The sequence below is a fragment of the Thermoplasma acidophilum DSM 1728 genome (genome assembly GCF_000195915.1).
In the GTDB taxonomy this organism is placed as follows: Archaea; Thermoplasmatota; Thermoplasmata; order Thermoplasmatales; family Thermoplasmataceae; genus Thermoplasma; species Thermoplasma acidophilum.
Genome location: NC_002578.1, coordinates 1,273,637 through 1,286,694, shown reverse-complemented (window position 1 = coordinate 1,286,694; position 13,058 = coordinate 1,273,637). Strand labels below are relative to the sequence as shown.

The 13,058-nt window shown below is 46.0% G+C and carries 12 protein-coding genes and 1 rRNA gene; 8 read left to right on the top strand and 5 right to left on the bottom strand.

Going from position 1 to position 13,058, the window contains the following annotated elements; all coding sequences use genetic code 11:
- Nucleotides 1-11: 11 nt before the first annotated feature.
- Nucleotides 12-1,925: a type IV secretion system DNA-binding domain-containing protein gene (locus tag TA_RS06290; protein ID WP_048162015.1), complete on the bottom strand. Its 1,914-nt coding sequence runs from the start codon at nt 1,923-1,925 to the stop codon at nt 12-14.
- Nucleotides 1,918-2,544 (bottom strand): hypothetical protein, encoded by a 627-nt coding sequence (locus tag TA_RS06285; protein ID WP_010901622.1) that lies wholly within the window; start codon nt 2,542-2,544, stop codon nt 1,918-1,920. Before TA_RS06285 ends, TA_RS06290 begins: the two co-directional genes overlap by 8 nt.
- Nucleotides 2,545-2,869: 325 nt before the next feature.
- Here TA_RS06285 and TA_RS06280 point away from each other — a divergent pair, with 325 nt between their 5' ends.
- The 3 genes from TA_RS06280 (at nt 2,870) to mtnA (ending at nt 6,129) form a co-directional block, all read left to right on the top strand.
- Entirely contained in the window at nt 2,870-3,472 is a 603-nt protein-coding gene (locus TA_RS06280; RefSeq protein WP_048162013.1) for a thymidine kinase, read from the top strand.
- 80 nt (nt 3,473-3,552) lie between these two features.
- Nucleotides 3,553-4,950 (top strand): purine-cytosine permease family protein, encoded by a 1,398-nt coding sequence (locus TA_RS06275; protein WP_048162011.1) that lies wholly within the window; start codon nt 3,553-3,555, stop codon nt 4,948-4,950.
- Nucleotides 4,951-5,106: 156 nt separating this feature from the next.
- Nucleotides 5,107-6,129, top strand: a complete 1,023-nt coding sequence (gene mtnA, locus TA_RS06270; RefSeq protein ID WP_010901619.1) for an S-methyl-5-thioribose-1-phosphate isomerase — start codon at nt 5,107-5,109, stop codon at nt 6,127-6,129.
- On the opposite strand, the gene TA_RS06265 is transcribed toward mtnA, so the two are convergent.
- Together TA_RS06265 and rrf are read right to left on the bottom strand one after the other, a co-directional pair.
- Entirely contained in the window at nt 6,109-7,389 is a 1,281-nt protein-coding gene (locus TA_RS06265) for a tryptophan--tRNA ligase (protein ID WP_010901618.1), read from the bottom strand. The genes mtnA and TA_RS06265 overlap by 21 nt on opposite strands.
- A gap of 45 nt (nt 7,390-7,434) precedes the next feature.
- Nucleotides 7,435-7,555 (bottom strand): 5S ribosomal RNA (gene rrf, locus TA_RS06260).
- 157 nt (nt 7,556-7,712) lie between these two features.
- Here rrf and TA_RS06255 point away from each other — a divergent pair.
- The 3 genes from TA_RS06255 to TA_RS06245 all read left to right on the top strand — a co-directional run bounded on the left by TA_RS06255 (nt 7,713) and on the right by TA_RS06245 (nt 10,934).
- On the top strand, nt 7,713-9,038 hold the full coding sequence (locus TA_RS06255) for an alpha,alpha-trehalose-phosphate synthase (UDP-forming) (RefSeq protein ID WP_010901617.1): 1,326 nt from the start codon (nt 7,713-7,715) through the stop codon (nt 9,036-9,038).
- The gene (otsB, locus tag TA_RS06250) at nt 9,019-9,762 is read left to right on the top strand and encodes a trehalose-phosphatase (RefSeq protein WP_010901616.1); all 744 of its coding nucleotides are present in this window, start codon (nt 9,019-9,021) and stop codon (nt 9,760-9,762) included. The genes TA_RS06255 and otsB overlap by 20 nt, the downstream gene beginning before the upstream one ends.
- Before the next feature lie 359 nt (nt 9,763-10,121).
- Nucleotides 10,122-10,934, top strand: coding sequence for a carbon-nitrogen hydrolase family protein (locus TA_RS06245; RefSeq protein ID WP_010901615.1), 813 nt, complete (start codon nt 10,122-10,124; stop codon nt 10,932-10,934).
- Between the two features lie 111 nt (nt 10,935-11,045).
- Here TA_RS06245 and TA_RS06240 read toward each other — a convergent pair whose 3' ends face one another.
- Entirely contained in the window at nt 11,046-12,011 is a 966-nt protein-coding gene (locus TA_RS06240) for a hypothetical protein (RefSeq protein WP_048162403.1), read from the bottom strand.
- A gap of 344 nt (nt 12,012-12,355) precedes the next feature.
- On the opposite strand from TA_RS06240, the gene TA_RS06230 reads away from it, so the two are divergent.
- Nucleotides 12,356-12,643, top strand: a complete 288-nt coding sequence (locus TA_RS06230; protein WP_010901613.1) for a YunC family protein — start codon at nt 12,356-12,358, stop codon at nt 12,641-12,643.
- Between the two features lie 131 nt (nt 12,644-12,774).
- A complete protein-coding gene (locus TA_RS06225) occupies nt 12,775-13,056 on the top strand; it encodes a 50S ribosomal protein L44e (protein WP_010901612.1) in 282 nt (93 codons plus the stop codon).
- Nucleotides 13,057-13,058 lie beyond the last annotated feature (2 nt).

The following is a 13,058-nucleotide window of genomic DNA, read 5'->3' as shown; positions in this document are numbered from 1 at the left end:
AATCTTTTTTCCTAGTGAAATTTCAGATTTGTATTTAAAAAAATGTCATACAATGAAATAGTTCCGTTTTTGTCAAAAATTGATTCTATAAAATCAGTGTCAAAATTGAAAAATGAAATAATTTCATCCTTTCTGAATATATATGTGTTCGTGGACTTCATAAGATCGTAGATAGCTATCAGTGTCGGGCCATATTTGCTTTGCCTGAGTCTTCTCATGAATGGAGTCTCATCCAAGGCTGAGATCGTCAACTTTCTGTTCCTTCCAGAAAAATGAAACTTCGGCCTATCCTGTGGCGATACGATCCATGTTCTCTCGAATATGCCGGAGACTTCGGATATGTGTGATCTTATGGATCCTGCGAACTGGATCGTGCCATCGCTGCTTATCTCTCTCCTTGCGTACACAAGATTGTAAAGATCCTGTATCCTGGTATCATCGGTTATGAATATAACGTTGTAGTTCCGATAATTTCTGATTTTGTCCAGTATCCGCGCAGGATGATCTATATCAGATACCTCAGCCTCAATTATGTAAACTCTCCCGTTTAGATAGAAGTGGGCATCGGGTATGAGATTGGAGAAATGGCCAAACTGAACCTTGATGCCATTGCCTTCAAGAAACTGGGCAAATGACATGATCAGCTGCGCATGGAGGCTATTTTGCGATTCCCTGTCCTTTTCGGGTGCCTCAACAGACCCATACTTGATTATGCTTCTGCTTATACGATCGTCAGCAGTGAACGAAGGTGGCGAAAATTTCAACGACGTGGGGCCAAGCACCTGATCACTTGACCAGACGATAAACCTGTGCAAATGCTGCGATGTGAGTACGCTGGTCATACGGGCCCTGGATCTTTCGTTTATCGTTCTGGAAAGCATAGCCGCATCCGATGGAGAAACCTGAAAAGATATGTAGTTCCTGACGTTTCCGAAGAGTGCAGCCTGGTAGGCTGAAGCTTGATCCAGGTATTGATTAGAGAGTATCAATCTCATGCCATATTTTCTCCCCTCACTCAATATCGTCTCAAGTATGCCAGTTGGTATATTCTGGGCCTCATCCACGAATATGTATGTGTTCACAACCTTTCCTTCCCTGTATCTCTTGAGCGAATCGAACCAGAATTTCATCAGCATGAGATACGATACCTGCGATGATACATCGGCCGGCATCTTTCCCTTTGCCACATCGACGAACACTATCCTATCGCCTTCCGACATTACGGAATACAGGTCTAAGGGATTCCTAGATGAAACAAGATCTGAAAGATTCTTCGAGGATATGACCGGTATTATCTTATTGAGTGTTGATGCGGTATACTCCCTCCAGTATGATCGGTCGGATATGAACATCTGGATTAGATCCTTCACGGGACCATCTTGCAGGCCTGAAATGAACTGCCTCGTTTTGACTGGGCTGGCAATCAGGCTGAAGAATTCGGATATGGTTGGGTACTCCGCATTCCTTATGTATTCCGCCAGGACAGACCTGAACATCACGTCTAACCTTGGGCCCCAGGTGTTATTGGAGAAGGAGGAGGAAGAAAATATTGATCTGATCCATCCTGCTATCATGTCAGGATCGGCGTCCTGATCGAGCACGTTCATCCTGATCTTTCTCTCCGTTCCGTCCTCCATGGCGGTATCGAGCCCAAGATAGACCACATCCCTCCCTGAGCTGTACAGAGAATCCATGAGCGTTCCATGAGGATCGATTATGACCAGATTGCCGGCCACATTGTCCATGTTTCTTATCAGAAAGCGGAGGTAGCTGGATTTTCCAGTACCCGTCTTGCCGGTTATCGAGAGATGCCCCGTAAGCATATCATCTGGCATGAAGTAAGGCGATCCGTCATTCTGATAGCCCAACAGAATGCCGGATTTTGTTCTTCCTCTGATATTTACTGAGGGGTCGTAGTCAAACATTCACATCAGCCGGTACTCTAACAAAATTTATGAGGTTGAATGGAAACCGCATATTGTCGTCCATCATCAGCGAGTTCAGCCTCACCCTTCTCAGCCTCACGCCATGCCTTGTCTTTAAGGAATTGAGTGTTTCCTCAAAAACCCCAAATATGCTATCTGATCTGAGACCCGAAGGCCCGATACCTATGTCAATGTATACCGAATACCTCTTTCCAGTGTGCGTCCTGCCGGATATTATACCGCATGCGTACAACAGGGGAATATCCGGAAATGTGCTGTGAAACGATACTATGTCATCGATCAGATCCGGAAAATAGAACTCACCAGATCGCCTGTCCCCGATCCTCGTGATATAGCGCCTGAATGAATATTCCTGCATATCAGGTTCTTCCTCTACGATGTAGCTGGGGTATAGCCTCACAAAGAATTTGCTGATAAAGTTGAAGCCCGTCAGGTCATCGCTTCCCAGAAAGAAGTGCACCTGACCACCACTGCACTGCATTATGAAGTAATTTGTGGATCTGCCCGTTGGCAGCAGTAGATGCGAGAAAGAACGGTATATCTTGAAATCTGTCCCGATATCCGCATTTGTAAATACGATCTTTCCGAAACGGATCATGCGGGTAAATATTGAAGATTTATATTTAGGTTATCATATAAATTAATCCTGTACTACGTATTAAAAACAATAAAAACTCTTACAGCATTTTCCATTATGTTATAATTTACATAAGCCATATCAACATCTGTACTAAAGAATCTATGCATATAGCCCTGGCGAAACCCCTAAATTCAAGGGCATACGAATTCAGCGAACGGGCAACTTCCAGAGGTTGAGCTTACGATGTTGGAATGAGCGATAGAAGGCTATATGACGGAGGGTCATCATCTTCGCATGATATTTTTCCAAATAAGTTTTTCATATGAAGATCCATTAACGTTGGATGACTGGAAATCCAGGTAAGATAATAACCATAACCGGCCCGATGTTCTCTGGTAAGACTTCCAGGCTCATTGAGCTCATGGAGAGGCACATACTGGCCGGCAGAAAGGTCACGCTCTTCAAGCCGGAAATAGATTCCAGATATTCTGAAAATGAAGTCGTGACACACAAGGGCATAAAGCTGCCCGCTGTGATCGCCCCGACCGATGAGAGGTTTGGAGAATTCCTGGCAGCACGGACAAGGGACTCAAATGTTCTGGGGTTCGACGAAGCACAGTTCTGGAAGCCATCCTCAAGGTTACCACAGCACCTAGAGGATCTGGCCAACAGCGGAAGGACAGTATACGTGGCCGCCCTGAACAGGGATCACTTCGGAAACCCATTCCGTATGACGGTGGATATCCTGGCGATATCTGATGAGATATACACTCTGAGTGCCGTGTGCTCAAGATGCGGAAGCGATGCGATATTCACGCAGAGAATAATAAACGGATCGCCGGCCTTTGGTGAAATAATAAGGATCGGCGGCAAGGATCTGTACGAACCAAGATGCAGAAACTGCTTTGTATGGCCATCCGCTCAGAAGCGGATAACTGACCTGTGAACAGCGATGGTGAAATAGTTTCTCAAATTTATGGTATGCAATTAGCGATAAATAAAATATACAGACGTATTTTCATTTCAATGGACACAGGCGTTAGTGATCATGGGATTGAGATAATAGGCGTGGATCCAATTCCGGGTACTTCCAGGATAATGGGACCGTGGAAGATGACGGTTTTCTGGTCTATGGCAAGCGCTTCTGCGCTGACGCCGCTCATAGGCTATCTGCTTTATCCGCTTGGCCTGATAGATATGCTGATAGCGATATCGATTGCATTTCTGATCGGTTTCGTACCGGTGGGAATATTTTCTGAGATGGGAAGGACCATACCCGTACCTGCAATGATCATATCAAGAAAGACACTTGGTTACGCATCCTCCAGCGTCATGTCCCTGATATTCACCTTCGTTAATCTTGGATGGTTCGGCCTGAACGATATAACCGGTGGTCTCATACTTGCATCGGTAACTTCCTCTTCCCCCATCATATGGATATCGTTCATGGCTATTGTTCAGATAATGCTCGTTCTGTTTGGTGCAAAATACCTTGAGAAATTCTACAGATACACGGCCATACTGCTGGTTTTCAGTTACGGAATCCTGACATATCTCCTGTTCAGGGTTTATCGTCCAGATATGTACGCTGTACTGCATCCGTCAACCGCGGTGAACTGGGGTTCGGCCATAGGCCTTGTACTGGCCTTCTCCATACTGGCCTGGGCCTATAAGGTATCCACCATAAGCAGATTTGCCAGAAAGAGGGAAGCCGGAGAACCAGCTTTGGAAAGATCAGGCTTCTTCATGGCACCGTCGATCGGCATAATCGTACCTGTATATGTTATGGGATCTCTCGGACTGATATCGGAGGCTGCCGCAGAAAACTGGAATCTTGCAGCGGTCAGGTTCAGTGGCTTGGGCAGCATCGGAGGCGCTGTGGCCATAATAGCGTCCATAGGCGCGTCGCTGGCCATAATTCACACCAATTCCATGAATCTGTATCCTGCAACGGCAGATCTACTCTCCGCTATTGAGGGTCTGTTCAACAAGAGACTGAGGAAGTTCGCGCAGCCCATTTCAACGGCGATACTGGGCACACTTGGGGCGGTTCTGGCCTACGCAGGCATCCTTAACTATGCTTCAGGCTTCCTGAATCTCAGCGGTTCGATCATATTCCCGTTCACATTCGTTCTCATAGCCGACTGGTTCATGATGAACCGGCATTCAGCAAACAGTGCAGATTTTTACTCTATACCGAAGAACGGTCTCGGAAACGTAAATCTGGCTGGAATATCCGGGCTTATCGTTGGCGTGATACTCAATCTGATCCACATCAATCTCCTGAATGCGCTGTTTCTCTACGTTCCGCAGGATATTTTTGGCTCCCTGGCAGGCACAGCGGTATTCATATTGGTGCTGAAGGCTGTGCAGAAGAAGCAGGCTGCGCAGGAGGAAAACAGGTCGGATACTGTAGCGGAATGAGATGATCGTGGCAGACAATGGTATACGCAGCTTATCGGTGATTCCGAAATAATGATGGCCGCAATTCAGAGACCGCTTCATTCCAAAGTGCTTCATCTGTGGAAGCATGGGAATCTGTTAAATATCTCTTGAAAATGAAGAAAAAGGTAATGCACGATGAAGGTAGTCATAGATGGTGAAGTCAGAACTTTGAAAGCCGTCTGGTATGAGGATGATGAGGTAAAGTTGATAGATCAGCGAAAGCTTCCAGAGAAGATCGAGATATTCGAAGCCAAGAATTCCGATGACATAGCCTATGCGATCAAGAACATGGTTGTCAGGGGTGCTCCTGCCATAGGTGTCACTGCGGCCTATGGCCTGGCCATGGCGAAGAAAAAAGGGGAGAATATGGACGAAGCTGTCAGAAAGATAGGATCGACCAGGCCAACAGCGTATGACCTGTTCAAGGCCATCAGATACATGCAGATCAACGATTTTGACATGAACTCCGCCAGAAGATACGCCATGGAGATATCGGGAAGAAGCAGGAAGATCGGTGAGATAGGAAACCAGCTGATAGGCCAGAATGCCAGGATTCTTACGCACTGCAACGCAGGCGCACTCGCAGTGGTAGACTGGGGCACGGCGCTGGCCCCAATAAGGATGGCACACGGCGACGGCAAGAACATCTTTGTCTTTGTGGATGAAACGAGACCCAGGCTCCAGGGCGCAAAGCTTACCGCATGGGAACTTGCCCAGGAGGGCATAGATCACGCCATAATAGCCGACAATGCAGCCGGATTCTACATGAGGAGAAAGGAAGTTGATCTGGTGATAGTCGGTGCGGACCGCATAGCAAGCAACGGCGATTTCGCCAACAAGATAGGCACATATGAGAAGGCTGTGCTCGCTAAGACCAACGGCATACCGTTTTACGTTGCGGCACCGGGAAGCACATTCGATTTCAGCATAAAGAGCGGCGATGAGATACCGATAGAGGAACGCGACGAGAACGAGGTGCTTGAGATAAATGGCACGAGAATAGGACCGGTTGAAAGCCACAGCAGGAATCCAGCCTTCGACGTCACGCCAAACGAATATGTGACCGGTTTCATAACGGAATATGGCATATTCAAGCCGTCGGAACTGGGCAAGTTGAAGGAGCTCATGGAAAAAGATCTATTCATGAATATAAAGTGAGAGTTTTTCTCTCGCCTCTTCCCTCTTTTTTGAAAGATCGGATAGCCAGCTGGCCATCCTGTCAGCTATTTCGCGCTTGCAGAACCCACACATTCTCTTCCCGTTCCTGCAGTCGTCGTAAACCTCCTTTACATGCTTGTCGTCATCAATCTCATAATTGTACAGGTCGAATATCGGGCATCTGTCTGGCTCCCCTCCAAGCCTGCGCTGCTCCTCTTCTGTGTCTCTCCCGCCCGTCATGCCGGCCATTATCTTTCTTCTGGCCTCCTTCGGGTCATCGTTCAGGGATATGAGCGAATCCGGTACGGATGAAGACATCTTCCCGCCCTTGAGGCCCTTCATCAACTTCTGGTATGTTGCAGACGGAGCTATAAAGGCGAAATCGTTGTACTTGGTCTCCATATGGGCGAGGTCCAGGTCTATGCCCACAAGGTCCTGCTGATCGACTCCATCAGCCCTTACAACCCTGTATTCATAGTCCTTCTTCACGTTCGTGTACCTACTGGAGAGATATTCGTAGGCCATGTCTATGTACTCTTTCGGGTCGTCCTTTCCTCTGACGGATACCACCAGATCATTTTCTAACTGTATGTTGAATATCCTCATCCTCTTGGCAAGGTCCCTCATCAATCTCAGGTGCGGGTCCTGATCGAAGCCAACAGGCACGACGGTAGGAGCTGGGCCCCCATATTTTTTCATCTGGGTGTGCAGTACGTCTGCGGCCTGTATCAGCGGCGCATTGATATGAAGCAGATCGTGGGTGTCAGTGAACCCATAGAGCGATCTGAGCTCACTCATGTTGGTTCTGTTCCCCAGCATGTAAGCCAGGAACTGCACGTCGCTGTTTCTGGACTGAAAATATATCTCGCATGGCTCCAGGCCCATGGCAATGTAGTTCAATATGTACTTCTCTATGGCAACTTCCCTGGCCCGTTCAAGGCTTATCCCCCTCGTCGAATAAGATTCGAGATCAGCCACCGCTATGGAAACCCTGCCGCCAAGCTTCTGGAAGAAGATGACCTGGTCTATGGCGCTCTTGTTGCCAAGATGCATCTCTCCTGAAGGCATGAGGCCAGTCATAACGTTGAATTTCATGTGATGCTTTAAAGCGTAGTCGATATAGTCTATGGATCGCTGGCCAAGTATAAGGTGCCTCCTGAAGAGAAAATGATCGAAGGGAACGTTCATATCGCCTATGCCGAATTCTCTCTTTAGCCTCTCATAGTCGAAGAAATCAGATGATGACCAAGGATTAATCATTGCCACTGAATTAAAGATAGATGTAAAAAACTTTCATTTCAAAAGTGGTAACAGCATATTGCGCTTCCCGTACCCTCGCGGCATACAGTACAACGCAATACGCAGCAGGCTTAACCGTCGAGTTCGGAATGGGATCTGGTGTTTCCCTGCTGCTATGACCGTTGCCGAACACTATATAGAACACATCTATATAAGATTTTCGTGATTTTACGGCTTCAGCGCAGATCCGGGCGATTATGAGACAGCGAATCTCGCCCTGTCGATATTCCTTCCGAAGCGATCATGCGCTTTAGCATTTTAATATCATAAGATAATATGGATGCATGAAGTACATAGTCGTCTCCAGCAGATGCCCATTTTCCCATGATAAGGCTGCAGGAAAGGAGATCATAAAGGAAAATGTTGGCGGGGTTGCTACAGCCCTGCGGAGAGCGATGGAAAAATACGGTGGCACTTGGATTTGCTGGGGAGACGGCAAGCTGGATGGCAAATATCTGGATGAGGACGTTGGGAAATACAGAATCCGCAGGGTCATGCTCAGTGTGCCTGAAAAACATGGCTATTATGATCTTTACTCTAACAGAACGCTGTGGCCGCTATTCCATTACTTCAGGGAGAGGGTCAAGTACACAGACAATGGCTACGAAATCTACAGGCGTGTCAACGAAAAATTCACCAACATGATCGTTCAGTCGTTATCTCCGGAGGACGTTATATGGATACATGATTACCAGCTTTCCCTTGTTCCTAAGATGCTCCGGGATCGAGGAATAACAAACCGGATAATATTCACCTGGCACATACCATGGGTTTCCAAGGAGATGTTCGAGACGCTGCCTGAGAGCAGGGATATAATCGACAGCCTTTCGAGATCTGACTTCATAACATTCCATACCGAAACCTACAGGAAGAACTTTACAGATCTTCTGGACGAGAACTCGAGAGCAAAGAGCCTGGTTATACCTCTCGGAATAGATTACCGCTACTTCAGCAAGACAAGGGGTACGGACATAAAGAGCTATGCGCTCATGGACAGAAAGCTTATATTTTCCATAGACAGACTGGATTACACGAAGGGCCTGGTGAATCGGGTTCTTTCAATCGAGGAGCTGCTTAGAAGGCACCCCGATCTCGTGGGCAAGTTCGTTTACGTTATGATAGTCACACCCAGCAGGACAACCGTGTCAGATTATGTGGCCATGAAGCGCGAACTCGAGATGCATATAGGCAGAATAAATGGAGAGTTCGGATCGATCAGCTGGATGCCGATACTATACATGTACAGGAAGATCTCCGATAAGATGCTGGTATCGTATTACAAGAATGCGGATATAGCTCTCATAACACCACTGATCGATGGCCTGAACCTGGTTTCAAAGGAGTTTGTAGCATCATCCGATAAGGGTATCCTGATACTTTCAAGATTTGCCGGTGCTTCAAACTGCCTGGACGGAGCCGTGGTCGTGAATCCAAATAGCCTTGGCGAAGTTGCGGAAGCGATATACAGCGCCATGAATATGGGCGAGGATGAGATCCGGGAAAGGCTCAGGAAGATGAAGGAAGAGGTGTCAAGGAGAGATACTGACTGGTGGATCCGACGAATCAATGCGATAGCAAAGAGGAAGATAAATGATAGAACAGTCACTTGAAGATGCACTTTATGCCATAGTAACGCAGAACCCCATGATATTCCTCGATTATGACGGCACGCTTGTGCCGATAATAATGAACCCGGAGGAGAGCTATGCTGATGCTGGTCTCCTCTCGCTGATATCCGATCTTAAAGAAAGATTTGATACCTATATCGTTACGGGAAGATCTCCCGAGGAAATAAGCAGGTTTCTGCCACTTGACATAAATATGATCTGCTATCATGGCGCATGTTCGAAGATCAATGGGCAGATCGTTTACAACAATGGATCAGATCGCTTCCTTGGAGTCTTCGACAGAATATACGAAGATACAAGGTCATGGGTATCTGATTTCCCGGGGCTCAGGATATATAGGAAGAATCTTGCAGTGCTGTATCATCTCGGACTTATGGGGGCGGATATGAAGCCAAAATTAAGATCGAGGATCGAAGAGATAGCCAGAATATTTGGAGTGGAAACATATTACGGGAAGATGATCATAGAGCTCCGTGTTCCCGGCGTTAACAAGGGATCTGCAATAAGGTCTGTAAGAGGAGAAAGGCCGGCCATAATAGCAGGCGATGATGCTACCGACGAGGCGGCCTTCGAAGCCAATGATGACGCGCTTACAATAAAAGTCGGAGAAGGAGAAACGCACGCAAAGTTTCACGTGGCAGATTACATAGAAATGCGAAAAATACTTAAGTTCATAGAAATGTTAGGAGTTCAGAAAAAGCAATAAACTTCATCTTCTAGTAGTATGCTATGGATATGCTCAATGAAAAGTGTGCCTATGCTTATCGCTTATCAGTACAAGGAGGATGCGGCGGGATACTCCGAACTCATTCCCCTGGAATTTTCCTTGGGGCTTCTACTGGATGTGTCCTAGCAGGAAGAATCTTCTTTTGTAACAGGCAAACCGGCGAACTTCGGCAGATAGAATAAGGTCCACGTTTTCATGCGATATTTCGGCAGATGTCTTTAAGACCAGCCCTCAAGAGTTATGTTCTGTCGAATTATGCCAGTTCCTGAATACCTTAAAATATTATTGTACGATATAAAATCGAAGGATCTCCGCTTAGCGTTTGATGGGTGTCGTTTATGAAGGTTGCTGTAGTACAGATGGAATCAAGCACTGACAGGGAAAAGAACATAGAAGCGTCCTACAGATTGCTGGAAAAGGCAAAAAATTCTGATCTTGTTGTGTTTCCGGAATATCAGATATATGCACCGGCTTTTGACGGAAAGGATGATATGAAAACCATATCGGAACCTCTGGATGGAAAATTTGTGAAGAGCATAACTGAAATAGCAAGAAGTGAGAGCCAGAAGATCATACTGAACATACCGGAACGGAATCAGTACAATCTGAAGCCATTCAATACGGCAATTTACATAGATGAACTCGGTTTGATCCTGAAGTACAGAAAGCTGCATCTCTTCGACGCATTCGGCTTCAGGGAAAGCAGCGTATTCGAAAAAGGAGATGCCAGGCCAGCTATTTTCAATGGATCCGGAGATCCGCTTGGGGTTCTGATATGCTATGATCTCAGGTTCCCGGAACCGGCCAGGATGCTTGCCCTGGACGGCGCCAAGTTGATCATCTATCAGGCGGGCTGGTTTGCAGGTGAACGTAAGTATGACCAGTGGAAGACGCTTCTGAAGGCCAGAGCAATGGAAAACGGCGTATTTGTAATTGGGGCTGCCCAGACCGGCCATAGGTTCACAGGGCATTCCATGGTGATCTCTCCGTACGGCGATGTTCTGGCGGAGATGGGAACGGATGAGGGAGTCATAACATTCGATATCGATTTCTCCCTTGTTGAAAAATATCGCGAAGAGGTGCCAGTTCTAAAGCATCGCCGCACGGATGTGTATGATGTCCTAGATGTGGATGCATTCAAGCTGATCTGATCATTGTCGTGAAGGTGCATGTATCAATCATAAGGGCGTTTGATAAATAGTATATGGTGCGCAATATCTATACAGATTTTGCCTGAAAATAAATTTTAGCTGCAAAGTTCTTCACATGGGTGTTATCTCATCGATTTTCATGTTTACCTTTGGAAAATTCTTCCTTGTGCTGTCAAGAATGGCAGGTATAAGCCTGAGGAAATCAACGGTTGTGTAGAAGTATAGAAACAGCTTGCCATCCTCATACTTTGACCATCTCCTGAGATAATAGACATTTTCTGATATCATTACACTGCTCATGTGGTTTGTCAGAGCGTCGCCGAAAAATGCCCTGTATATATCATAGTTGGAATGTTTGCCTATGTAGACCGTTCCCTTTTCTCCCGTATAGGCGGTGTCTATGAGTATGTCCGGTATAGTGTGTGTATCGTCAAGTGCGTATATGTAGTCCTCTGTGTTGTCCTTGTGAGGTGCTTTTGATTCCCTTCTCCAAGCGATGTTTTTCTTTGTTTCCGCGAATATTCCGTGCATTACATGCGGGTTATCTATTGATAGCGTAAGTTTATAGACCTGATCTAGAAGCTTGATTGCGATGAAAGAGTAATCAAAGCCCTTGTTCTGTCCAATATACCTTAAATATATATTCTCACCGTACCCTGCGGAATCTATAATGGAGTTTACAAGGGCATCCTTATCCTTTGAGATAAAGCGTACGGGAAGAAGCATCTCTCCGCCTTTCATAGAACCCATATCAAATACTATGCTGTCAATGCCGAAAAAGGTAGAAAACGGCTCACTCAGCTTGAAACTCTCCGTGTCCAGATAGATCTTCCATATGCCATTTTTGATCACGGGATTGAACTTGTTAAGTACAGATTCTATCTCCTCTCTGTGTCTCTCCGGGATCTGATCGTCCTGCAGGAATATATAGAATGAAACGATCTTCTTCTCATTTATTGTGGGCAGCATCAGGTAAAAAAGATCGTATTTTTCATTGATGACCGTTAGATCATTGTGAAAACGACCGGCGAGAATGGCCTGAGAGTCGAATATTCCATCAATATCCTGAAGAACCATGATTATCACAACATTAATCATGTTGTTATATACAAATCTTGGTATGGTGGCTCATCATTTCAGATACTTGTACGGTAGATATCCTGCTGTTAAGGGATGGTCGATATTTTAGAAAGTCGGCATGGTTCAAATGTGGTCATATCGCGATTATCCGGCGGTTCATAAGAAAGCAAGGCGGAACTGGTAATGATATCAAATTGAACACACAAACTGGCATTTTTGCAGGTGGGGTCGAAGATGATTTTTAATCGCATCGCCCAGCATATCCAGTTCGATCAGTGGCGGATCAGTAACTAAACCGCGCTCTTCGGAAAGTAATTTATCAGTGTCTAGGATATCAGGCTATGATGCAGATAGATTCTATCGAGATAGGCGGTAAGGTCTATCAGTTTTTCAAAAGTGACCTTGGAAATGCGCCGCTTCTTTTCATAAAAGGCAGCAAGGGGTATGCCATGTGCGGTTATCTTAACATGGAGACATCGAACAAGGTGGGAGACATAGCAGTGCGCGTTATGGGAGTTAAAACCCTGGATGACATGCTATCAGCCAAGGTGGTTGAAGCATCACAGGAAGCACAGAAAGTTGGGATTAATCCGGGTGATGTGCTGAGAAATGTAATAGATAAACTCTGATTTTTATCATTTGCTTTCGGATGGTTCCAGTTCTTGAATGAAAATTAGGTACTTTCAAAGGCCTCATCACCAGCGACGGCAAAAAGGTAAAAATAATAGATTGAAATACTTGCACATCAAGGTGAATCTATTTGAAGATGCCTAAGAAGATAATGACGTATTGCCCATACTGCAAAAAGCATACAAGCCATTCAGTGGAGAGGGTAAGAAAGCGAAAAGCAAGCGAACTTAAAGCCGGGCAGAGGAGATTCAGGAGAGTCACATCCGGTTATGGAGGTTTCCCGAGGCCAAAGTTCGAGGGAAGGGAAAAACCAACAAAGAGGATAGCTCTGAGGCTTGTTTGCGATGAGTGTCACAAAGCAATTACTCCACCTGGAATAAGGGCAAAGAAGTTCGAGATCGTGGAGGCGTGATC

Coding starts and splice junctions, on each gene's coding strand:
- TA_RS06290 (WP_048162015.1), bottom strand. CDS start 1,925: ATGTTTGACTACGACCCCTCAGTAAATATCAGAGGAAGAACAAAATCC.
- TA_RS06285 (WP_010901622.1), bottom strand. CDS start 2,544: ATGATCCGTTTCGGAAAGATCGTATTTACAAATGCGGATATCGGGACA.
- TA_RS06280 (WP_048162013.1), top strand. CDS start 2,870: ATGACTGGAAATCCAGGTAAGATAATAACCATAACCGGCCCGATGTTC.
- TA_RS06275 (WP_048162011.1), top strand. CDS start 3,553: ATGGACACAGGCGTTAGTGATCATGGGATTGAGATAATAGGCGTGGAT.
- mtnA (WP_010901619.1), top strand. CDS start 5,107: ATGAAGGTAGTCATAGATGGTGAAGTCAGAACTTTGAAAGCCGTCTGG.
- TA_RS06265 (WP_010901618.1), bottom strand. CDS start 7,389: ATGATTAATCCTTGGTCATCATCTGATTTCTTCGACTATGAGAGGCTA.
- TA_RS06255 (WP_010901617.1), top strand. CDS start 7,713: ATGAAGTACATAGTCGTCTCCAGCAGATGCCCATTTTCCCATGATAAG.
- otsB (WP_010901616.1), top strand. CDS start 9,019: ATGATAGAACAGTCACTTGAAGATGCACTTTATGCCATAGTAACGCAG.
- TA_RS06245 (WP_010901615.1), top strand. CDS start 10,122: ATGAAGGTTGCTGTAGTACAGATGGAATCAAGCACTGACAGGGAAAAG.
- TA_RS06240 (WP_048162403.1), bottom strand. CDS start 12,011: ATGGTTCTTCAGGATATTGATGGAATATTCGACTCTCAGGCCATTCTC.
- TA_RS06230 (WP_010901613.1), top strand. CDS start 12,356: ATGATGCAGATAGATTCTATCGAGATAGGCGGTAAGGTCTATCAGTTT.